24 protein-coding genes are annotated in these 22,882 nt (G+C 40.6%); 19 read left to right on the top strand and 5 right to left on the bottom strand.

Features of this window, described 5'->3' with window-relative positions; all coding sequences use genetic code 11:
• The first annotated feature begins 3 nt into the window (after window positions 1–3).
• From JWQ54_RS02905 to JWQ54_RS02895, 3 genes are all read left to right on the top strand, one after another.
• The gene (locus JWQ54_RS02905; protein WP_299579920.1) at window positions 4–372 is read left to right on the top strand and encodes a hypothetical protein; all 369 of its coding nucleotides are present in this window, start codon (window positions 4–6) and stop codon (window positions 370–372) included.
• A 122-nt stretch (window positions 373–494) separates the two neighbouring features.
• Window positions 495–866: a 30S ribosome-binding factor RbfA gene (gene rbfA / locus JWQ54_RS02900; protein ID WP_299579917.1), complete on the top strand. Its 372-nt coding sequence runs from the start codon at window positions 495–497 to the stop codon at window positions 864–866.
• 5 nt (window positions 867–871) lie between these two features.
• Window positions 872–1,576, top strand: a complete 705-nt coding sequence (locus JWQ54_RS02895) for a peptidoglycan DD-metalloendopeptidase family protein (RefSeq protein ID WP_299579914.1) — start codon at window positions 872–874, stop codon at window positions 1,574–1,576.
• A 573-nt stretch (window positions 1,577–2,149) separates the two neighbouring features.
• On the opposite strand, the gene JWQ54_RS02890 is transcribed toward JWQ54_RS02895, so the two are convergent.
• Both JWQ54_RS02890 and JWQ54_RS02885 read right to left on the bottom strand, forming a co-directional pair.
• Window positions 2,150–3,181, bottom strand: a complete 1,032-nt coding sequence (locus tag JWQ54_RS02890; RefSeq protein ID WP_299579911.1) for an MBL fold metallo-hydrolase — start codon at window positions 3,179–3,181, stop codon at window positions 2,150–2,152.
• A 115-nt stretch (window positions 3,182–3,296) separates the two neighbouring features.
• Window positions 3,297–4,127 carry an alpha/beta fold hydrolase gene (locus JWQ54_RS02885; RefSeq protein WP_299579909.1) on the bottom strand — a complete coding sequence of 277 codons (831 nt, stop codon included), beginning with the start codon at window positions 4,125–4,127 and terminating at the stop codon, window positions 3,297–3,299.
• Window positions 4,128–4,664: 537 nt separating this feature from the next.
• Here JWQ54_RS02885 and hemA point away from each other — a divergent pair.
• The 12 genes from hemA (at window position 4,665) to JWQ54_RS02825 (ending at window position 16,410) form a co-directional block, all read left to right on the top strand.
• Entirely contained in the window at window positions 4,665–5,891 is a 1,227-nt protein-coding gene (gene hemA, locus JWQ54_RS02880; protein ID WP_299579906.1) for a glutamyl-tRNA reductase, read from the top strand.
• A 176-nt stretch (window positions 5,892–6,067) separates the two neighbouring features.
• A complete protein-coding gene (locus tag JWQ54_RS02875) occupies window positions 6,068–6,751 on the top strand; it encodes a tetratricopeptide repeat protein (protein ID WP_299579903.1) in 684 nt (227 codons plus the stop codon).
• Window positions 6,752–6,865: 114 nt separating this feature from the next.
• Window positions 6,866–7,081, top strand: coding sequence for a hypothetical protein (locus JWQ54_RS02870; RefSeq protein WP_299579900.1), 216 nt, complete (start codon window positions 6,866–6,868; stop codon window positions 7,079–7,081).
• A complete protein-coding gene (locus JWQ54_RS02865; RefSeq protein WP_299579897.1) occupies window positions 7,071–7,397 on the top strand; it encodes a type II toxin-antitoxin system RelE/ParE family toxin in 327 nt (108 codons plus the stop codon). The genes JWQ54_RS02870 and JWQ54_RS02865 overlap by 11 nt, the downstream gene beginning before the upstream one ends.
• 707 nt (window positions 7,398–8,104) lie before the next feature.
• Window positions 8,105–9,697: a hydroxymethylbilane synthase gene (gene hemC / locus JWQ54_RS02860; protein WP_299579894.1), complete on the top strand. Its 1,593-nt coding sequence runs from the start codon at window positions 8,105–8,107 to the stop codon at window positions 9,695–9,697.
• 116 nt (window positions 9,698–9,813) lie between these two features.
• Window positions 9,814–10,785, top strand: coding sequence for a porphobilinogen synthase (gene hemB, locus JWQ54_RS02855; protein WP_299579891.1), 972 nt, complete (start codon window positions 9,814–9,816; stop codon window positions 10,783–10,785).
• A 124-nt stretch (window positions 10,786–10,909) separates the two neighbouring features.
• Window positions 10,910–12,280 carry a glutamate-1-semialdehyde 2,1-aminomutase gene (gene hemL / locus JWQ54_RS02850; RefSeq protein ID WP_299579888.1) on the top strand — a complete coding sequence of 457 codons (1,371 nt, stop codon included), beginning with the start codon at window positions 10,910–10,912 and terminating at the stop codon, window positions 12,278–12,280.
• 91 nt (window positions 12,281–12,371) lie between these two features.
• Window positions 12,372–13,241 carry a sensor histidine kinase KdpD gene (locus tag JWQ54_RS02845; RefSeq protein ID WP_299579885.1) on the top strand — a complete coding sequence of 290 codons (870 nt, stop codon included), beginning with the start codon at window positions 12,372–12,374 and terminating at the stop codon, window positions 13,239–13,241.
• 189 nt (window positions 13,242–13,430) lie between these two features.
• Window positions 13,431–14,138 (top strand): response regulator transcription factor, encoded by a 708-nt coding sequence (locus tag JWQ54_RS02840; protein ID WP_299579882.1) that lies wholly within the window; start codon window positions 13,431–13,433, stop codon window positions 14,136–14,138.
• Window positions 14,138–14,659: a tetratricopeptide repeat protein gene (locus JWQ54_RS02835; protein ID WP_299579879.1), complete on the top strand. Its 522-nt coding sequence runs from the start codon at window positions 14,138–14,140 to the stop codon at window positions 14,657–14,659. Before JWQ54_RS02840 ends, JWQ54_RS02835 begins: the two co-directional genes overlap by 1 nt.
• An 81-nt stretch (window positions 14,660–14,740) precedes the next feature.
• A complete protein-coding gene (gene hemE / locus JWQ54_RS02830) occupies window positions 14,741–15,766 on the top strand; it encodes a uroporphyrinogen decarboxylase (protein ID WP_299579876.1) in 1,026 nt (341 codons plus the stop codon).
• Between the two features lie 110 nt (window positions 15,767–15,876).
• Window positions 15,877–16,410: a CopD family protein gene (locus JWQ54_RS02825; protein WP_299579873.1), complete on the top strand. Its 534-nt coding sequence runs from the start codon at window positions 15,877–15,879 to the stop codon at window positions 16,408–16,410.
• A gap of 2 nt (window positions 16,411–16,412) precedes the next feature.
• Here JWQ54_RS02825 and JWQ54_RS02820 read toward each other — a convergent pair whose 3' ends face one another.
• Together JWQ54_RS02820 and JWQ54_RS02815 are read right to left on the bottom strand one after the other, a co-directional pair.
• Window positions 16,413–17,678 (bottom strand): amidohydrolase family protein, encoded by a 1,266-nt coding sequence (locus JWQ54_RS02820; protein ID WP_299579870.1) that lies wholly within the window; start codon window positions 17,676–17,678, stop codon window positions 16,413–16,415.
• Window positions 17,675–18,490: a hypothetical protein gene (locus JWQ54_RS02815; RefSeq protein WP_299579867.1), complete on the bottom strand. Its 816-nt coding sequence runs from the start codon at window positions 18,488–18,490 to the stop codon at window positions 17,675–17,677. Before JWQ54_RS02815 ends, JWQ54_RS02820 begins: the two co-directional genes overlap by 4 nt.
• 74 nt (window positions 18,491–18,564) lie before the next feature.
• On the opposite strand from JWQ54_RS02815, the gene JWQ54_RS02810 reads away from it, so the two are divergent.
• From JWQ54_RS02810 to JWQ54_RS02795, 4 genes are read left to right on the top strand one after another with little or no spacing between them, the layout of a single operon-like run.
• Window positions 18,565–19,134, top strand: coding sequence for an RNA polymerase sigma factor (locus tag JWQ54_RS02810; protein WP_299579961.1), 570 nt, complete (start codon window positions 18,565–18,567; stop codon window positions 19,132–19,134).
• On the top strand, window positions 19,124–19,864 hold the full coding sequence (locus JWQ54_RS02805; RefSeq protein ID WP_299579864.1) for a hypothetical protein: 741 nt from the start codon (window positions 19,124–19,126) through the stop codon (window positions 19,862–19,864). Before JWQ54_RS02810 ends, JWQ54_RS02805 begins: the two co-directional genes overlap by 11 nt.
• Before the next feature lie 18 nt (window positions 19,865–19,882).
• On the top strand, window positions 19,883–20,704 hold the full coding sequence (locus tag JWQ54_RS02800; protein ID WP_299579861.1) for an outer membrane beta-barrel protein: 822 nt from the start codon (window positions 19,883–19,885) through the stop codon (window positions 20,702–20,704).
• A 47-nt stretch (window positions 20,705–20,751) separates the two neighbouring features.
• On the top strand, window positions 20,752–21,747 hold the full coding sequence (locus JWQ54_RS02795; protein WP_299579859.1) for an ABC transporter ATP-binding protein: 996 nt from the start codon (window positions 20,752–20,754) through the stop codon (window positions 21,745–21,747).
• A gap of 78 nt (window positions 21,748–21,825) precedes the next feature.
• Here JWQ54_RS02795 and JWQ54_RS02790 read toward each other — a convergent pair whose 3' ends face one another.
• Window positions 21,826–22,740 (bottom strand): PfkB family carbohydrate kinase, encoded by a 915-nt coding sequence (locus JWQ54_RS02790; RefSeq protein WP_299579857.1) that lies wholly within the window; start codon window positions 22,738–22,740, stop codon window positions 21,826–21,828.
• Window positions 22,741–22,882 lie beyond the last annotated feature (142 nt).

The raw sequence follows: 22,882 nt of genomic DNA, 5'->3' as shown, positions 1-22,882 counted from the left end.
TGAATGCATGTGAGGTGGTTAAGATATTTAATATGCGTAGTGGCTATTGCTGCCTGCTCATGCAATAATAGCGGTGGTAATAAAACAGAGGCTGTTGTTTACAAGGGAGTATATAGCTTTGGGCCTGAAGTAAAATCATTTAAAGATTGCGATAGCGGCCGTGAATTTTGGGTTACAGATAACTCGGCCCAGCTTGAATTAAAATACTCGCAGCTTAATTTTGAAAAACCTTATGAGCCTGTTTATGTTGAAGTAGAAGGTATAAAGGTACGGTCGGACAAAGAAGGTCTCGGCTCGGAGTATGACAGTACCCTGGTAGTTAAAAAATTAATAAAAATAACAAAAGAGATCCCCCAGGATATGTGCAGGTAGGGAGCTTAAAGCTAAAAGACCAAAGCAAAAAGCACAATAAGGGATTTGCAAATAAAAGAATAACGAGGGATTGGATGAGGAAGCTTTCCGCTTTCCGCTTTTACCTTTCAGCTTAAAATAACATGGAATCAAAACGTCAGCAAAAATTTGCAGGAGTAATACAACAGGACCTGGCCGCTATATTTCAGCGCGAGGGAGTAAACTATTTACCAAACACGCTTATCACAATTACCAAAGTTAGGGTTACGCCTGATTTGGCTATTGCCCGCGTATTTTTAAGCTTTTTTAATAATACCAATACACCGCTGGCGCTGCAAACCATAAAATTGCATGCATCCGAGATCAGGTACAAACTGGGCGCCCGTATAAAAGACCAGGTAAGGATAATACCCCAACTGGAGTTTTTTGTGGATGATACCAGCGAATACGTTGAGCGGATGGACAAGATATTTGATAAAATAAGCAAAGAAGACAAGCACCCTGAAACTGAATAACCATAATGGATGCTGCCGTCCGCTTAGCTGCTTATTTAGCCGCCCACCCTGGTATTGCTGGTAAAGTGATTGATTTTGATCTGGCTGCTGATAACTTGTATCATTTTAATTTTACGGCCTCAAATACGGAGCTGGATGCTGATACTTTTTCGGACACAGCGAAATTCAACCAATGGATAAATCGTAAACTTAGCGGTAATAATTGCAAATATGGCATTGGCGGTTATATGGAGCACCGCACCATCTATGCCCGCAGCGCTCACTTTGACGCCGGTGATGAGCCACGCAGGCTGCATTTAGGGGTTGATATATGGGCTTCAGCAGGCACGCAAGTTTATTCACCCTTACAGGGAAAGGTTCACAGCTTTAACGATAATGATAACTTTGGCGATTACGGGCCAACCATAATTATTGAACATCAATTGGATGATTTGAAGCTGTATACCCTATATGGCCACCTCAGCCGTAAAAGCCTTGATGGCTTGTATCCTGGCAAACCCTTCAGCAAAAATGAAAAGATAGCCAGCTTTGGACAAATAGAAGAGAATGGCCACTGGCCTCCGCATTTACATTTCCAGCTAATGTTTGATATGGTAGGCAAGCAGGGAGATTACCCCGGTGTTTGCCGTTATTCAGAAAAAGAGATCTACCTGAAGAATGTCCCCGATCCGCAGTTGATATTGAGGTTTCCGAAAGCGGTTAACGGGTAAGTACCGTGTTTCAATTGGAATTGCTGTTCTCCTTGTATCACCTGTTACGTATGTTATCTCTCAATACAAACATTACACCCGTTACAGCAGGTTATCTGAAAAAAACCTCATCGCCCCGTCATTGCGAGGAACGATCCGCCAGCTGGCGGACTACACAGGACAGTTAATGAACCTTTATACTGATAGGGCCTTACAGCCGCTTGATTAGTTTACACATGGCTTTTTTATTCCCCGTGCATGGATGGCTTAGAGATTGCTTGGAAGCAGGTTGCAAGCAATCAGATCAGCCAATGACGATGCGGATTGGTTGAACTGCTGTATTTCCTGTAACACCTGTAATACCCCAATACAACATTTACAAAAAATACAGGCATCAACTCAAAACCTTCTTCACCACGTCATTGCAATAACGTACTGTGGGGGTTCTGCTGTATCGCCTGTTACGCATGTTATTTCCTAATACAAACATTACAGCCGTTACAGCAGGTTCTGAACCATGATGCTTAGGATTCAAGGATCCCCAGTTAAAAGTCAAAAAATCCCCTAATCAGCGAAATCATTTAATCATTAAAATCAGCGGTATTTCTGCCACCACCCGGAAACATATGGCTTCACCTCTGTGGGTTTCCCCGGTTCAGGTACAAACAGTTCAATATGCTTTTCTTTGGCATAGGTTACTAACCGTTCAATTGGTTCATACCAGGCATGTGGTGCAAGGTTAAAGGTGCCCCAATGGATAGGCATCATCAGCTTTCCGTTTAGTGCCAGGTGGGCGTTTGATGCATTGTCGGGACCCATGTGGATGTCGGGCCAGTATGTTCCGTAAGCGCCAATCTCCAGCATGGTCAGATCAAACGGGCCAAAGGTATCGCCTATCTCTTTAAAGCCGGGAAACCAGCCGGAATCCGCACCAAAAAATATATTATGCCGGGGGCTTTTAATTACAAATGATGACCATAAGGTTTCGTTGCGGCCAATTACACCACGACCACTAAAATGCCTCGCCGGGGTTGCTATTATATTGCAATCTCCATCAAGCATTATGCTATCGCCCCAATCCAGTTCACTGATATAGTTTCTTTCAATGCCCCAATCTTCAATAAGCTTCCCAACGCCAAGCGAGCAGATGAACGGGATTGTTTTATCTGCAAAAAACTTAATGGTGTTTTTATCAAGATGGTCGTAATGATCATGTGACAGGATAATGGCATCTAATGGTGGCAGCTCCTCCAGTGTTATAGGCGACTGATAGAAGCGTTTAGGCCCAAAAAATGAGCTGAACGATACCCTGTCGCTCCAAACAGGGTCGGTCAGGATCCGTTTGCCATCAATCTCTATCAACAAGCTCGAATGCCCGATCAATGTGATCCTTAATCCCGTTTCAGGAGGAGCTTGAAAGACTGAAACATCGGTTTTAAACGGACCTAATTGCTGTTTGGGGGTGTTTTCGGCTTTGTTGTTATAGTATTCTTTTAATATGGGGATCATTTTGCCAAATCCGACCTCATTGGTAGGGATCGGATTTAAAAACTTTCTCCCCTTTTTACTCGCCCCTGATAAACTCATAGATAGGTGTAAATTACTGCCCAAATATACTACAGGCATTTTAGTGAAGTATTATGAAGCTGAATTGTTACATTCTCATCCTTGCGTCTAACAAACGCTTTTGCATTAAGTTTAATAAACGTTTAATACCTGGCTGCAGGTCAAAATAAACAAGCTATTTTTTTAGAAAAGCAATTGTTTGCTTACAAAATTCAAGCAAATGAACGGGTAAACTTTGCTCAGCATAAGGCTGTGTTGCGCCAAATACATGGTCAGCCCCCTGAATTACTGAGTACGTAGCGTGTGGTTGCGCTGCTTTCAGTTCTTCGGCGTGGGTTACAGGTACAGAGGTATCTTCATCACCATGCACAATAAGCCAGGGTTGTTTTACTTTGGCGGCATGGGCCAGTATATCAAGCCGCGCAGGGTTCCTGTCCAAATCATTAAGCAGGCTAACTTTTAAAGGCATTTGCTGTCCGGTCCGTTTATTTAGCATGTAAGTAATACCGGTTAAGCGCCATTGTTCTTCAATTTCCTGCGGCCATAAATTCCGGAATCCTGATATGGAAGCCATGGTAACCAGTTTTTTTACCCGGGGGTCTTCGGCAGCTTTTATAATGCTCATACCGCCGCCCATGCTGTGCCCCATTAAATAAACACTTCTTGCAGCCGCTATTCCTGATCCGCCGCATGCGAAATCAATAACCGCTTTCAGATCTTCCAGCTCAATAGAAAACGTATTATCGGCAAAAGCAATCAGGTCGGCAAAGTCGGTTGGCTTGTCGGCAGTGGTGCCATTGTGCGAAAAATTGAATTTCAAAAACCTGAAACCATGTTCGGCAAAGTAATTCGCAACCAGGTTATGTGCACCCCAGTCCTTAAAGCCTTTAAAGCCATGGGCAAAAATTACCAATGGTGCATTTTTTATTGACGTTTTATAGGTGAGGTCCATCAGCATACCACGACCTTTGGCGCCTGGGATGTTGAAGTTTTGTTTTGTGATCATAATTAAACCAAAGATATAATATTGGATGATTAAATAATTGCTTTCGAACCCATAGCTGCAACCAGCCTTATTCAGGCTATAAACGGGCTTACATAAAGGCTGCCCAATTGAAAAGGATCACGGAAACCATATCAATATGTACCGGTAAAAAGGCAATCCGCATAAAAATAATCTTCCATGTAGCCAGGGGCCTGGTTACTTTTAAAATTAACATCAAACCAAATAATATTTCAAAAAACTCCGGCTGCAAATTCATAAGTTTTGGCAGGCAGATATAGTACGGAATGATGCGGATGCCGGCTGTCGGAAACCTAAAGTGCTCGACCCCGGCTGCCAAATAGCCAATTACACGGATACCAAGGCTCGCTTTTTTAACATTTTCGTTATTTTATGTGTCATTTTATAGGTAAAAGCTATTTAATTGTCAAAAAAAGCACCCTTTATTTATAAACATTCTAAATACAACTGTATGACAAAGGGTTGACACTGCATCGTATTAAACCTGTTACTTTTGTAGGGTCAAATTTTAAAATAGCTTTGAAGTATCTAAAGGTAATCGCTTTTACGCATAAACACATTGAGCTGAAAGAGTTGGGGAAATTGGTGATTTGCCAGGAGAATCTAACAGAGAAACTGCATAGGGTAAAAACTCAATTCGGCATTTCCGAAATGTTTTACCTGTCAACCTGTAACCGGGTTGAATTTGTGATGCTTACATCGCATGTGGTTGACAAAGCATTTGCCAAAGAGTTTATGGATTCTATTGATATGGGACTTTGCCCTGTATCTACCGGCACATTTTTAGATTCGGCTTCTATTTATGAAGACAGGGAGGCCCTTGAGCACCTGCTGCGTACCTCATGCTCGCTTGAAAGCCTGATAGTTGGTGAAAAGGAGATCCTTGCCCAATTACGCAAAGCATACGAAAACTGCAAAGAAGCGGGCCTAACCGGCGACGGGTTGCGCATGTATATGAACTGCATAGTAAAAACAGCCAAAGAGGTTTATACGCATACCAATATTTCAAAAAATCCTATTTCGGTAGTGTCATTGGCTTACCGTAAGCTTAGGGACCTTAAGCTGTGCACCAACGCACGCATCCTGATCATAGGCGCAGGCGAAACAAACCGCAATATTTCAAAATATCTTCAAAAACATAAGTTCTCAAACTTTTCGGTATTTAACCGCACTGTTGCAAATGCAGCCAAATTAGCAGCTGATCTGAACGGTGAGGCATTTAACCTTGAAGCTTTAAAAACTTATAATAAAGGCTTTGATGCCATTATAACCTGTACATCTTCAACTGAGCCAATTATTACTCCTGAAATTTATGAAGGATTATTAAATGGCGATACCGGTCGCAAAACTATTGTTGACCTTGCTGTGCCAAATGATACCCACCCGGATGTGCTGGAAAAATTCCCGGTAAACTTTATTGAGGTACACTCATTAAACGAAGTTGCCAAAAAGAACCTGCAGGAGCGTTATGAGGAGCTTACCCATGCCGAAGGCATTATTGAGCAAAATATTAACGATTTTTTACTGGAGCTTAAGCAACGCCGCATTGAGCTTGCCATGCGCCAGGTTCCTGAAAAAATAAAAGAGATCCGCAACACGGCAATCAATTCTGTTTTCGCCGAAGAAGTGCAGGGCATGGACCAGCATAGCCGCGAAGTACTTGAAAAAGTGATCAACTACATGGAGAAAAAATATATCAGCGTGCCCATGATAATGGCTAAGGATATATTGATCAATAATAATTAACGGGGCGTTGCCTGCGGCCCAGGCTGTCTGTTCATACGCCTGCAGGCCTTAGGCTCGGGCCGGTATCCACTTCCATCCTTAACGCATTTTTTTAAACCATGATTCGCCTGATTAAGGGATGGTTGATGGCTGTTTGTATATTTTTATTACCTTGACCGGATAAAATACCCTTCAAAATGGCAACTCAAATAACAAACATTCAAGATTGGAATACCTTGCTACAACTCGCCAAAGCCGGGGATAATGTGGCCCAATTTGAAGTTGCATCGCACTATGATTATGGACTAATAATAGCAGACGTAGAAATTGCAGCCGAAGGCAAATCGAACGCTTTTGAATGGTATTACAAAGCCTATAAAAACGGCAATGATGATGCAATTATTCGGACTGCTGATTTTTTAAGTGAAGGAATTTATTGTGACCCGGATATAGAATTAGCAATTGAACTTTATAAAAAAGGAATTGATAACGGCTCCGGCATTTCAGCAAATAATTTGGCTATAATTCGTAGGAATAAACAGGAGTATAAAAAAGCATTTGAGCTTTATGAAATTGCCCAAAACCTCGGCAAATCAAATTCACTACAATTAGCATTGTGCTATCACTTTGGGATAGGAACTGAAAAAAGCATAGAAAATGCTCTTGAAATATTATTAAAAATTTCACAGGACGTATCTGAATTTAGAAACTGTCAATATGAAGTTGACGAAGCAAACTACTTATTGGGAAGAATATATTTAGATGGGGAAACAGTTGAAAGATCAATTCATAAAGCTCGCCATTTCTTAAAGCTTGCCGATACGGATAATAACCATCGGTCGGCACAAGAACTTTTATTGGTAATTGGAAGAAATATTTAAGTGCTTTTTTTGAACCATTAGTTACGCTGCGCTAAACCCGCGGCAGCAAACTAAATTTATAACTATTTATTTATTTTTAAATGAATAAGTGGTAAATTTGAGATAATTAAAACCATGAAATTAATAATTGATATTGCCGATAACAAAGCTGCAGGCTTTATGGAAATAATTAAAAATTATTCCTACGTAAAAGCCAGGCCTATTTCTGCACCCGATGCGGAACTTTTTGAAGAGATAAGTGAAATAAAAAAAGCTTTTAAAAACGTTGAAAAAATAAAGTCAGGTAAGCTTAAAGGCCGCCCGGTAGAAGAGCTGCTTAATGAACTATAAGGTTTTAACAATTCCTCCTTTTGATAAACAGTTTAAAAAACTCGTTAAAAGATATCCTTCCATAAAATCTGAAATCGCCGGCCTTATTACCGAATTAAGGTTAGAACCGAATAAAGGAACGTCTCTGGGTAATGACTGTTACAAAATACGTATGGCAATTGCATCCAAAGGTAAAGGCAAATCCGGTGGGGCTCGCGTTATTACTTATTTTGCTATCAGTGAACATTCTATATTCCTGCTTTCCATTTATGACAAATCACAGCAATCTGATATTGAGGATAAAGAACTATTAAGGCTACTTGATTTTGTGAAGTAAATCCAGTGATGTATAGGCTTCTCATTAAACGAATGTATAGAGGGGAGTATAACTAAAAGAAGTGTGCTGAAAAAAAAATTTTAACTAAGTAATCATGTCTTTTAAAAGTATCCCTATAAAACACATCTCCATTTACTCCTTACTGATGATTGCCTGCGCTTTCTATTGGGGAAAATTAGAAATCGACAATTACGGATATAGCTTAATATTTGCAATTTCAATAACGTATATTTTTTACCTGCTGCTTCATTTTACCTGGAAAAAAATACAATTGATTTTCTTTTTTTTATTGCTTTTCTTTTTCGTTATGCCATTAATACTAGCTTTTGCAAGTTTTATCATCGATATTAATATGCCGAGTGTTATTCAGTCAGATGCGACTTCGACACAAAACATAACTTTTATAATGACTTATCTGATATTGTCAGATATTTTTGTTTTACTTGTATGGAGAAAGCGGGTTGACGAAGAAAATTAAATCCTTTTCGCCTCCGTCAACGTTTTCTAAAACCATTCGAAAGAATCAACCTAAATCAGAACGCTATGCATCCTCCAATCCTTTAATCAGGCGAATCATGGTTTGGACAATTAACAATGCTGCGGTGTATTCCGGGTCATCCTCTTGCAATTTGAATTAATTCGTTAAGTTGGTGTGCATTATCATCCCCATAAAATATTAAATTTGCCATTGCAAATAATTAAGCCCTTTGGACAGAAAACTAATTATAGGAACCCGCGGCAGTGATCTGGCGCTTTGGCAGGCAAACTTTGTAAAAGATAGCCTTGAGGCTCTTAACATTTCTGTTGAGCTGAAGATCATCAAAACACAAGGCGACCGCATACTTAACCTGAGCTTTGATAAGCTGGAAGGCAAAGGCTTTTTTACCAAAGAACTTGAAGATGAATTATTGGCTGGCACCATTGATATTGCGGTACACTCGCACAAGGACCTGCCAACTGAAAACCCTCCGGGACTCATTATCGCAGCAGTTTCAGAACGGGAAGATCCATCTGAGCTACTGCTGATACTGAAGGATTGTGTTGATGTGCACCAAAAACTATCTGTTAAATATGGCGGTATTGTTGGTACATCATCAAACAGGCGTAAAGCACAGCTGCTGGCTTACCGCCCCGACCTGGATATAAAAGATTTAAGGGGCAATGTGCCCACCCGCGTAAATAAGCTGCGCGGTGAAAATTACGATGCTATAATGCTGGCCAAAGCCGGTGTTAGCAGACTGGGTTTGGATCTGAGCGATTTTTATGTAGAGGAACTAACGCCAACAGAACTGATCCCCGCACCGGCACAAGGTGCATTGGCTATCCAGATCCGCGAAAATGATAAAGAGTTGTTTGAGGCCATACAGCCATTAAACCACCCGGATGTTGCCGAAGAGCTTGCGGTTGAACGTACCCTTTTACAGTTGTTTGGCGGCGGCTGCCATTTGCCTTTAGGCTGCTATTGCCGTAAGGAAGATGGCGTTTACCAGGTATTTACCTCAAAAGCCGATGAAGGCGATGAGTTTCCTGACAGGTTATTTTTAGAAGCCCCAACAACTGAAGGACTGGCTCAAAAAGTAGCCTTGTTTTTTAGTAAGGACCGTAAGTTCCCCATGAAGGTGTTTATATCACGTGAGCTATCTGAAAAAAGCTATTTCCGCAAGGCATTAGAGAAACATGATATTGAGGTTGAGGCCCGCTCGCTGATCCGCACCGTAGCGGTAATTACCAAACTGGATAACTATATTTTAAAAAATGCCGACTGGCTGTTTTTCAGCAGCAAAAATGCGGTGGAATATTTCTTTCAGCTTAACCCCCTGTTGCCTAAAAAAGTAAAATTCGGGGTGATGGGGAGCGGATCAGAAGATATGCTTAGGCGTAAGGGGCACTTTGTTGACTTTACCGGCGATGGCGACCCTGCAGAGGTGGCAGCCGAATTTGCAGCCCTGGCCAACGGAAAAACTGTAGTGTTCCCGTCTGCTGAAAACTCTATGCGGAGCATTCAGCAAGCACTATCAGCCGATACAAAGATCATTGACCTTACGGTATATGAAACTATACTGGAAGACGATGTACAACAAACCGGTGCGGAGATAATGGTGTTTACAAGTCCTTCAAATGTTGAAGCTTACTTTGTTGATAACCTGCTCGACCCTGACCAAAAGATCATAGCCATAGGCGTATCAACAGGTAAAAAGCTGGATGAAATGGGTGTAAAATATACCCTGCCTTACTCGCCTGATGAACCCGGCCTGGCAGAAGCCGTGTTTGGAACAATTTGTTTGAGCCAAAGGTGTTAATGTAGTTCATCGGTTCATTCGCTCATTAGTTCATTGGTAGCGCACTTATACTGTCCGCTTTGAATCAATAACTAAGCACCAATGAACCAATGAACAATTGAACTAATAAACTAAATATGTTGCAACGACCACGAAGAAACCGAAAAAGTGAAGTTATCCGCCAGATGGTGCAGGAAACGCATGTTAGCGCAGCTAACCTGATATTTCCGCTGTTTATAGTTGATGGTACTTTTCAAAAAAGTGAAGTAGCTTCCATGCCGGGCATTTATCGTTATTCTATTGATAATTTGCTGCGCGAGATTGAAAGCTGTCTTAAACTTGGTTTGAATTCTTTTGATCTGTTCCCAAATATCGAGGAATCTCTTAAAGATAAATATGCTACTGAAAGTCATCGTGAAGAGAGCCTTTACCTGCGTGCAATCCGCGAAGTAAAAAAGACTTTCCCTGAAGCCTGCGTTATTACCGATGTAGCCATGGACCCCTACAGCAGCGATGGCCACGATGGTATTGTTGAGAATGGCGAGATCCTGAATGATGAAACGCTTGAGGTGCTTGGCAAAATGGCCCTTGCTCATGCCCAATGCGGTGCAGATATTATTGCCCCAAGCGATATGATGGATGGCCGTGTGGGCTATATCCGCAAGGTATTGGATGATAATAAGTTTACCAACGTATCAATCATGTCGTACTCGGCGAAGTATGCCAGCGCGTTCTACGGGCCATTCAGGGATGCGTTAAATTCGGCTCCTAAATTTGGCGATAAAAAAACTTACCAGATGAATCCCGCCAACCAGCGGGAGGCATTAATTGAAGCTAATTTGGATGAGCTGGAAGGTGCCGACTTTTTAATGGTAAAACCGGCCCTGCCTTACCTGGATATAATTAAATTAATAAAGGATAATACGGAACTGCCCGTTGCGGCGTATAATGTAAGCGGCGAATATGCCATGATAAAAGCGGCCATTCAAAAAGGCTGGCTGAATGAGCAGCGCGCCATTACCGAAGTTCTTACCAGTATAAGGCGTGCAGGTGCCACTGCGATACTAACGTATCATGCCAAAGAGGTTTTGGAGAATAAATGGTTGTAGTTGCCCCCTAACCCCCTAAAGGGGGAACAGGAATGCAAGTTGAAATAAAGCAATAAAAAAGCGTATTATTTACGTAAAAAATAAAAAGTCTCCTCCCTTTAGGGGGAGATTTAGAGGGGGCTATATGTTTGATTCAATAAAAAAGAAATTTACGTCGGAGGGGAATGAGCCAGCAGGCTCAACAGGCAAGCCTGATATTAATCGGGAAAAATCGGCAGAACTGTATGCAAAGGCTAAGACGTTTTTCCCGGGTGGGGTAAATTCGCCGGTAAGAGCGTTTAAATCTGTTTACGGTACACCGCTTTTTATAAAAAAGGGCGATGGCTGCCATTTGTGGGATGCTGACGATAACCAGTTTATTGATTTTTGCTGTTCATGGGGCCCGCTGATCCTTGGTCATAATAATACCAAGGTACGCGAGAAGGTGATAGAGGTAATGCAGAACGGTATGTCGTTCGGTGCACCTACCGCATTGGAAAATGAGTTGGCCGAACTTATCATCAAAAACAATAAATTTATTGAGAAGCTGCGCTTTGTTAGCTCAGGTACCGAGGCTGTTATGTCGGCCATAAGGCTTGCACGCGGCTATACAAAGCGTGATAAGATCCTGAAGTTTGAAGGATGCTATCATGGCCATACCGATTCATTGCTTGTGAAAGCAGGCTCTGGTCTGGTTACTTTTGGCGAAACTTCGTCAGCTGGCGTGCCAAAATCATTTGCTGATGAAACCATTGTAGTTGCACTTAATGACAGGGAAGCTATCCAAAAAGCTTTTGATGAATTTAAAGACCAGATAGCTGCCATAATTATTGAGCCGGTACCTGCCAACAATGGCCTGCTGTTGCAGGAAAAGGAATTTTTGCAATACCTGCGCGAAATATGCACCCAAAATGGCACTTTATTAATATTTGATGAGGTAATTTCGGGTTTCAGGCTTGGCTTTGAGGGGGCTGCAGGTTATTATCATATTAAACCTGATATTGTTACCTATGGTAAAATAATTGGCGGTGGCTTACCTGTTGGGGCTTATGGCTCCTCGGCAGAGATCATGAGCAATATTTCGCCGGATGGCGGAGTTTACCAGGCTGGAACACTATCAGGCAACCCGGTTGCTATGGCTGCCGGTATTGCACAGCTAAGTGAATTGCTGCGTATGGGGTTTTATCGCGACATTAACAATAAAACAGAAGAATTTACTGAAGCTATCCAACGTTTTGCTACTGCCCGTAATTACAGGTTTAAGGTATTTTCTATTGGCTCCATATTTTGGTTTGCCTTTACTGATAAGGAGGCAATCCGTAAGGCAGATGAAATTGATCCTGCAAGCATGGAAAAATTTAAAAAATTACACCGGGAATTGCTGAACAGGGGTATTTATTTAGGTCCCAGTGGCTATGAGGTTGGGTTTATATCATCAGCCCACACTAAAATAGACCTTGAGAAAGCAAAACGTGCTATATTTGATAGCCTTGAAGTGGTATTCAGAGAAAAGTAGGCAGTTTACAGTGAGCAGGTGGCAATTTTGAACTATCTTTAGTTAATAACCCACTGCAAACTGAGAACCGGCAACTGTAAAACAAACTGACATGAAGAGATCATTCGTAATTTTCTATGCCCTTATCATTTATGCTTTGGCTGAACTGATATGGTGGGGTTATTTGCTCATTAAGATGATGCCCAGCAGCTTCGGCATGATATTAAGCGAAGGCTCTATATTCATCGTTGTGTTTTTTGCCGGCGCTTATTCGCTTCACCGGTCAATAAACCGCGAACGTAAGCTCCAGGAGCAGAAAAAGAATTTTTTGCTTTCGGTAACGCACGAGCTTAAATCGCCCCTGGCATCTATCAAGATCCTTTTACAAACTATTCAAAAAAGAAATCTCACTAAAGAACAAACATTAAATTTTATCGGCAAGTCATTAATGGATATTGAGCGGCTTGATGATATGGTTGAGAATATGCTGCTGGCCTCAAAAATTGATAACCGCTCCTATACTTTTCCTAAAGACAAATTCAGTCTTTCAGTTTTAGTTGATAGCATTGTTAACCGTTTACAAATAACCAAATGCGAGGGTACACAACAGATAATTGATGCCGAGATTGAGCCTAAAGTTGAGATAACCGGCGATAAATTTGCGCTTACATCTGTTGTAACCAACCTGATAGAGAATGCCATTAAATACTCAGGGCCCTGCGAAACTGTGGTTGTAAAGCTTTTTTCAAAGGATGGTAAAATATTTTTAGAAGTGGCTGATCATGGTATCGGGATAGCCGATCATGAAAAACATCGTATTTTCGATAAGTTCTACAGAGTAGGCAGCGAGGATACCCGCAACACAAAAGGTACCGGTTTAGGTCTGTACATTGTAAAAGAAGTATTAGAGAAGCACCAGGCAAGCATAAAAGTGAAGGATAACCGCCCGGTAGGTAGTATATTTGAAGTAGTTTTTGATTGAGAAACACGAATTGCACGAATGAAGGCGAATTAAGTGAACACGAATTACACTAATTAAGGCGAATTTTCACAAATCTGCTTTTATAGTTTTTATTTAAAATTCGTGAATTCGATTCAATTCGTGACAATTAGTGTTAAAAATCAATTCGATATAATTCGTGAATATTAGTGTACAATTAACTTAAATCACATGCCAAACAAAAAAAGAATTTTACTAGCCGAGGACGAAGAGCATTTGCTTGAGGCCATAAAGCTTAACCTTGAGCTTGAAGGTTACAAGGTATCAACTGCCACCAATGGTAAAAAGGCATTGCAAATATTTAAAGAAGAGCGTTTTAACCTGGTAATACTGGATGTAATGATGCCTGAGATTGACGGCTTTGTGGTTGCAGAGACTATTCGTTTAGAAAACTCTGAAGTGCCTATCATGTTCCTTACAGCAAAAAATACTAATGAGGATAAAATATCAGGACTTAAAAAAGGTGCTGATGATTATCTGACTAAACCATTTAACCTGGAAGAACTGATTTTGAGGGTGAACAACCTTGTAAAACGCAGTTTGAAAGGTGATGATCTTAAAGAGTTTAACAGCTATAAGATAGGTGATAAAACCATCCACTTCAATTCGTTTGAATTGGTTAACGAGGATGAAAGCATTACACCGCTTACTAAAAAAGAAACAATGCTGCTTAAGCTTTTGATTGAGCGTAGAAATGAAGCCGTATCGCGCGAGCAAATTCTGGAGACTGTATGGAACTATGATGTATATCCATCAACCCGTACCATTGATAATTTTATCCTAACATTCCGTAAATATTTTGAACCAGATCCTAAAAACCCGGTTTATTTTCATTCTATCCGCGGTGTAGGCTATAAATTTACTGATAACCAGCATTAATGTTTACTAATAAAGCACGAATTTTAGTCATCGGGCTTTTTGTAATACTGCTGGCTGTTATTCTTAAGCTTAGGATTTATGAGCTGGCGGCTGTGGCGGCTTTGTTTATTTTTTTACTGATATGGGGATACTTTAAACAGGGAACCATTGTACTGGCAGCAAAAGCTTTTCACCAGAAAGAATATACAAAAGCAGAGAATCTATTAAGGCAAATTGCCCGTCCGGATTGGTTAAGCAAAAAGCGACGAGGTTTTTATGAATTTATATATGGTGGCATATGCCTGCAAAAACAGGAATATACCGAAGCGGAACGACATTACGAATTAGCCGCTCAGTACCCGTTACGTAGCGCCAATGACCATGTTGCAGCCCTGGTACATGTAGCTAATATAAACGTACGTAATGGTAATTATGATAAGGCACGGGCTTATTTATCATTAACCGAAAAGTATAAAGAACACATAACTGCTAAAATGAAGGATGTGATCCTGAAGGTTGAGCAGGAATTAAAGAAACATTAAATCAGATACAAGAAATAAGAGCCAGGAACCAAGAGGATTTGTCTTGTATCTTGATTCTTACCTCTTGTTTCTCTAACATATATGAAAGATTCGTTACTAATTAAAGCCGCATTTTCACAACAAACAGAACGCCCGCCGGTATGGATGATGCGCCAGGCAGGCCGTTTTATGCCTGAGTATTGGGAAATAAAAAACAAATATTCTTTCCTGGAGATGTGCAAAACCCCTGAACTAGCTGCCGATGTAACCATGTTACCGGTTGACCTGCTGGGTATTGATGCCGCTATTTTATTTTCAGATATATTGGTTACAGGCGAAGCTATGGGTGGCGACCTGAGCTTTACACAAGGTGTTGGCCCTAAATTTGCCAATCCTGTACGTACACAGGCTGATATTGATAACCTGCAAACTAACGTAGGTGATAAGCTGCAATATATAGCCGATGCTATAAAGGTGATACAACAGCGCCTTAATGGCAGTATCCCGCTGATAGGTTTTGCGGGTGCGCCGTTTACTGTAATGAGCTATTTAGTTGAAGGCGGATCATCAAAAGATTTTAAGCTGACTAAACTAATGTTGCATAATGAGCCTGCTATGGCCCATCAGTTGCTTTCAAAGATTGCTACCGTTACAGCCGATTACCTGAATATGCAGATTGCTGCCGGTGTTAATGCCGTGCAGATATTTGACAGCTGGGCACAGGCTTTATCGTGGGATGATTATACCGAATTTTCGCATCGTTATATTGCTGAGATCATTAGCAAGCTAAATAGAAAAGATATTCCGGTGATATCCTTCTGTAAAGGAAGCTCGGTGTTTGCACCGTTAATGGCTGAAGCTAAACCGGATGTAATATCTATAGATTGGAATGTTGATCTGCTAGATATGAAAAAGCGTTTACCACAAAGCATAGCTGTACAGGGTAACCTTGATCCGCATATTTTGTATGCTGATAAAAAAGTGATCAAAGAACGCATATACCGCTTGTTTGATCGTATGAAAGGTGAACCGGGCTTTATTTTCAATCTGGGTCACGGCATTATGCCCGATATTCCGTTTGATAATGTGAAGTACGCGGTAGAAGTAATAAAAGAGTTTAGATACTAATAATACCAATGTCATTGCGAGCGATAGCGTGGCAATCTCATCGCGTTTAATAAGCATTCGACGAGATTGCCACGTCGCTACGCTCCTCGCAATGACACACTGAAAAAACAATGTACCAATACGTTTTAGCCATTCATATTATTTTTGTAGTCTGCTGGATGGCGGGACTATTTTACGGTGTACGCCTGTTTATTTACCATACCGAAGCGCAGGAGAAGCCACAACCCGACCGTAAAATACTTTCAGATCAGTTTGAAATAATGGAACGCAAGCTGTGGTATATCATTGCCGTGCCGTCTATGGTACTTACTATTGCCGCAGGTATCACTATGCTTATACTAAAACCTGTTTGGCTGCAATTCGGCTTTATGCACATCAAGCTTACGTTTGTTGCCGGGTTGATAGCTTATCATTTTGTTTGCCAGCATAAAATGAACCAGATGGCTAAAGGTATTTTTAAATGGACATCTACCCAGCTCCGCATCTGGAACGAACTGGCTACCATTATACTATTTGCTATTGTTTTTTTAATTGTGCTAAAAAGTGCACTAAACTGGATATTTGGAGTAATTGGCATTATTGTCTTCAGCCTCATTATTATGTCGGCAGTGAAGATCTATAAGTATTACAGAGAGAAGAAATAGATTTATTTCTGCAAATAAACTACCCCATCCTTCATCACCAGCCTTACCTGCTTAACCACCTTAATGTCTTCCGCAGGATTGCCCTCCACAGCAATAATATCAGCCAGATAACCAGCCTTAATATTGCCCAGATCTTTCAGCTCAAACACATCGGCGTTAACAGATGTAGCAGATCGCAACACATCTATATTTTTCATACCATATTCTGCCATTAGCAGCATTTCGCGGGCATTATCGCCATGGGTAAATACGCCAACATCGCCACCCATGCAAATAGTTACGCCGGCTTTCAGCGCTTCGGTAAATATTTCGTGTTTATGTTTAACGGCTTCCGGGTCGGCATCTATGCCTTTTTTCCATCCCTTGTAGCTGCTGATAGCTTCGGTTGCGGCAAGGGTAGGGCATAAAGCAATACTTTTAACTTTCATTTGCTTAAATATTTCGGGCGTGCCACCATCTCCATGCTCAATAGTTCGAACACCTGCCGCTATTGCACGGCGCATACCTTCTTCAGTACCGGAATGTACAACTACCTGCCTGCCGCTGCTGCCGGCAACCTGCACGGCTGTTTTCAATTCATCCAAAGTAAAAGTAGGGGCGGCAGTTCCGTTTACTCCCCAACGGTAATCGGCATAAAGCTTTATTACATCGGCACCATAGCCTATTTGTGAGCGTATAGCACGGGTTAATCCCTCTGAGCCATCAGCCTGTTCAGCACCTATAGGTAATACAGCTTCGGTAACATTACTTTTTGGTCCATAACTACCTGTAGCTACAATTGCCCGGGTGGCAACCAGCATCCGCGGGCCGGGAATAATTCCTTTGTTAATAGCCGACTTTAAACCTACATCATCATAACCTGCGCCTTCAGTACCCAAATCACGAATTGTTGTAAAACCTGCCATTAAGGTAGCTTTAGCATGTTCAACGGCGCGGGCAGTACGCTCTGCGCGGCTCTCGGTCAATACCTGATCGTTCCAGCTGGCTTCATTGTAAGGGTGAAGAAACAGATGCGAATGCCCTTCTATCATGCCGGGCATTAGTGTTGTGCCTTTTAGCTCAATAATTTTTACAGATGCAGGAATTTTTATTGTTGAAGGGTCACCTACAGCTTCAATTTTTTTGCCTTTAACTAAAACCCACCAATTAGTATGGATGTCTTTTCCATCAAATACTCTATCGGGTTTAAGTAAAAAGTATTGTTCTTGGGCAAATATCTTTAATGATATCAGTATTGATATTAATAACAAAATAGCTTTTCTTTTCATAAAAGGGCTTTTATTTGACTTAGTGTGAAAGTGTTTAGTGTTGAAAGAAAGCCTGAATAATTTTTTATTTGGCGAATTATTTCACACTGGTTTCTTTCTGTAACAACAACATCTACGTAAGGGTATAAAGCTGACATCAAAATGTCCTCTACATCACTTGAAGATCCTTTTCTATCAGCCTGTAAATATTTGTAATGTAATAAATAAGCCATTGATATTAAAGAGGGGAAATTGTTAATCGGAAATTCATTGTTCTCAATAAATTTTCCTATTTCGATCATTCGATACTGCGTGGCAAGTTGAAACGCGCACATCTCAACACTCAATCGTAATTTGGATTTATCTTTCAGGTCTTCTCTTGAGTAAATGTTTGATGGGTTTTTTCTTAAGAATTGAAAGGTATCTTCTCTAAAATTTTTCGCCAAATCATTTTTCTTATTTGTCACTTTTTCCTCTACAATTTTCAATAAATCAATACCATTTTTTTTGAATATTGATGCCGAAAAAGGGGTGATATATGGGAAGAACTCATGATTTGAATTTTTGAATTGCTTATATTCTTCATCAAATATCATTTCGCCTGTTTTAAGTATCATGGAAGGTAATACACTTAGTACTTCCATAGCAGCTTTATAAATAACTGGCGCCGACTTTAACTCCCAAATCGAGTTCACAGAAAATGCTATAATGCCATCCTCAAGTACAATATTTAACAAGCTACTACCAAAGCCTGATCGATCTTTAACTAATTCGCTTAAGGCACACGTATCTAAATAATATAATTTGTAATCTTTACCGTTGAGAGTTATCATTAGTTAATAATAGTCAAAATTATTTTACAACCCATGCAACCATTTACGCTTCTTGTACATCTTACTGTTAAATGATGTTTTTGGAACCTAAAACTACTATCGACGAACTTGTAAAGCGGTGTAAAGCCGGTCAGCGTAAAGCACAGGAATTGCTGTATAAGCAGTTGGCTGGTAAAATGCTGGGTGTTTGCCTGCGGTATGCCACTGACAGGATGGAGGCCGAAGATATGCTGCAAAATGGCTTTATCAAGGTTTTTCAAAAAATGGACAGTTATAGGGGAGAAGGGGCCTTTGAAGGATGGGTTAGGCGTATTATGGTACATAGTTCAATTGAGTACTACCGCAGTCATCATAAAATGATGCAAGTAGTTGATATAGATAATGTAGGGCATGAGCCATCAGTGAACGCGGTTGCAGCCAGCAGCCTGGAGGCAAAAGATCTGCTACTGCTTATAAAGGATCTGTCGCCGGGTTATAGGATGGTGTTTAACCTGTATGCTATAGATGGTTATTCGCACAAAGAGATTGCGGAGATGGCAGGGATAAGCGAGGGCGCATCAAAATCGCAATTGTCAAGGGCGCGGGCGATTTTAAAGGAGCAGATTTTAAAAATGGAGAAAAAGAGATATGGATATGCAGGATAAAGAAATTGATCAATTATTCAGATCGGAATTTGAAAATTTTGAGGTTGAACCATCACAACAAGTGTGGGGAAATATTACTGATAAGCTTAATGCCAATAAGTATAAAAAAGCATTATTCCCTTACTTAAGTATTGCGGCAAGCATACTGGTAATGGTGGCTATAGGGCTGTACTTTATACCGCAGGTAAAAGTAAATACTAAAAAGCCAGTGCAAATATTGGCTGTTAAAAACAACAGCGAACCAAAAGTAATTATAGCACCTGTTAAGGACAATAATTTGCTTAAACCTTCAGAAAAGGTTGCATCAGTAACAAAGGTTAACAAAGTATATAAAGGCAGTATCATTGGCATTGATAAGGAAACTAAACCAGTTGAAATCACTAATAAACCAACTGAACAAATTGCAGCAGTGGTAGAGCGAAATAACGAAATACTAAAACCTACTGTGCCTGATGTTGAAACACCTTTAAGTATAAAAACGCAGATTACTGAGGATGTGCCAATAACAAAGCCGAATGCTTTAGTTGCACAAGTGCCACAGGCAAAAATAATTGCTGCTACGCCTGCCAAAAAACACCGTATAAACAGCCTTGGCGACCTGATAAATGTGGTGGTAAGCAAAGTGGATAAACGCAAGGATAAGATCATAGAATTTACCAATACAGAAGATGATGAGTCGACCATCAGCGGACTTAATTTGGGAGTGATAAAAATTAAAAAACAAGAATAACGACTATATACAGAACATATGAAACGCATAATATTTACCCTGTTAATATCTATAACTACCGTTGTTACGTTTGCACAAAACAGTACTACTGATAGCGTAAAAACGCGTAGTGATAGTGTTAAAACAAAAAAAGTGAAAGTAAAGCTGGGCTTTGGCGAGGATGTTGCCGGAGTAACAGTAAATGATAGAGATACCGCTTATCACGCATCAAAAGCGCCGGGCTTTTCATTTGGGCTTACCTTTACACGGTTCGATTTGGGTTTGGCAACACTAATAGATAATGGCAGCTTTACCTTATCACCAAACAATCAATTTCTGAGTTATCGCCAATGGAAAACCAGCAATGTGGGTTTTGATGTGATACAGTTTGGCTATCGTTTTAGCAGCACTTTCAAAATATACATAGCCGGTGGTTTTGATTGGACACATATTCGCCTGCGTGATAATATTACCATTCTGCGTAACCAACCTGTATTAACCTACCAAACAGATAATATTAATTACAGTAAAAATCGCTTCTCGTCAAGCTACTTGCGCATACCTTTAGGATTTGATTTTCGCACACATGAAGATGCCAGTGGTCGCAGGTTTCATTTTGTTGCCGGTCCGGATATTGGCATATTATTGAACGGACGTGTTAAGCAAATAAGTGAAGAGAACGGTAAACAAAAATTTAATGACGATTATCATTACACCAAATTACGATATGGCATGTATGCCCGTGTAGGTTATGGTTTCATGGGTATCTTCGCTAAATACTACTTTAACGATATGTTTGAAAACAGCCCCGACCAAAAAGGATTAAAGAACTTTTCATTCGGCTTAAGTGTTGGCTGGTAAATGTATGTGCTATCCTAAAATCCCCAAAATCGTATTATCTTCGCCTAATGGTAAAGGCACCTTTTTTACAGGCAATTTCAGTAACTAAAACTTATAGCGGAGCAGAGGCATCGGGAGTAAAAAATATTAGTCTGGATATTGAACCCGGTAAAATAACTGCTATAATAGGCCAGAGCGGGAGCGGTAAAAGCACATTATTAAAATTGCTGTATGGCTTAATGTCGCCGGATGAAGGAATCGTAAATTTTAAGGGTGAGCGAATTTGGGGCCCCGAAGAAAAACTGATCCCTGGGCATGATGCCATGAAGATGGTTACCCAGCATACCAATGACCTTAACCTTTTTGCCCGTGTTTGGGATAATGTATCGGCCATGTTGCCCAGTACAAATGTAAGGCTTAAAGAAGAAAAAACTGAAGAGATTTTAACCCAGCTAAACATGATGCAGCTGGCCAAGCAACGCGTGGCCGATTTGAGTGGCGGCGAAAAGCAACGTGTAGCCATTGCGCGGGCCATTATTACCCGGCCGGAGGTTTTATTACTGGATGAACCCTTTAACCAGGTAGATACATCTTTTAGGGAAGGCTTACAGCACGATATAAGACAGATTGTAAGGGAAACCGGCCTTACGGTAGTAATGGTATCACATGATCCGGCAGAGGTGCTTTCTATGGCTGATAAACTGCTGGTGCTTAAAACTGGTGAAATAGTAGAGGGCGGTCATCCAAAATCACTTTATCAAAATCCGCTTAATTTATATACTGCAGAACTGCTCACCAATTGTAATGTTTTAAACGCTAATGAAGCGAAAGCTTGCGGCATGCGAGCTGATAAGGAATATGTAGTAGTTTACCCCGAATGGATAAGGATAAATAAAGTTCTTAAAACCAGTAAGTGGAAGGTTCAGCAAGTTTTATTTAAAGGCTTTTATGAGGACCTGATACTGGAGAATGATGGCATTCTGCTACGTGTAGTGAATGACGAGGGGAAATACAATGAAGGTGATATGGTGAGCCTGAATATAAAAAAGTGGCTGGAATATTAAAATGATTAGCTAACCCCAATTATCGGTAGCTTTATAATAATAGTCGCTCACCTGCTGCGAGCGACTATTATATTTGTTTTATATCTCGAATGACGACAAGCGTACAAACTCTTGTACACGTGCAGCAATTTCTTCCTGTGAAAGATTCTTAATTTTTTCTGTTCCAAATTTTTCAACGCAGAATGATGCCAATGCCGATCCAAAGATGATTGCATTTTTCATGTTGTTGAAATTAACCGTACCCACTTTGGCCATATAACCAATAAAACCACCGGCAAAAGTATCACCGGCACCTGTTGGGTCAAATACCTCAGCAAGCGGAAGTGCAGGAGCTGAGAAAATATGATCTTCGTGGAAAAGTAATGCGCCATGCTCACCTTTTTTAATGATCAGGTATTTAGGTCCCATAGTTAAAATTTTGCGGGCCGCTTTAACTAATGAGTACTCATCTGATAGCTGGCGGGCTTCGGCATCATTAATGGTTAATACATCAACCATTTTAATAGTTTCCAGCAAATCATCCATTGCAATGTCCATCCAAAAGTTCATGGTATCCATTACAATAAGCTTAGGGCGGTTTTTAAGGCGTTTAATAACCGTTTGCTGTACCTGTGGGGTAAGATTGCCCAACATCAGGAACTCGCAACTCTGGTAAGCTTCCGGAATGATAGGGTCAAAGTCAGCCAGAACATTCAACTCTGTTATCAATGTATCGCGACTATTCATATCATTATGATATTTTCCGCTCCAAAAAAATGATTTTTCGCCTTTTTTAATCTGTAAGCCTTCGGTATCAATTGTATGTTTATTAAGACTCGCAATTTCCTCTTTTGGAAAGTCATCACCAACAACCGCTACAATTTTAACCTTATCATAAAAGTACGATGCAGCTAAACTTGCATATGTTGCGGCCCCACCAACAATCTTATCAGTTTTCCCAAAAGGGGTTTCAATTGCGTCAAACGCCACAGTACCAATCACTAACAAACTCATGTAAAATATTTTAATTTTTTTTTTGACAAATATTGTGAAATTACATCAGAAATCATACTTTTGCACCACTCCAAACCAGAAAATACTCCTGAGTAGCTCAGCTGGTTAGAGCATCTGACTGTTAATCAGAGGGTCGCTGGTT

The organism is Mucilaginibacter sp., assembly GCF_028288225.1.
GTDB lineage: Bacteria > Bacteroidota > Bacteroidia > Sphingobacteriales > Sphingobacteriaceae > Mucilaginibacter.
The sequence above is the reverse complement of the archived record's forward strand: the minus strand, read 5'-3'. Positions and strand labels throughout refer to the sequence as shown.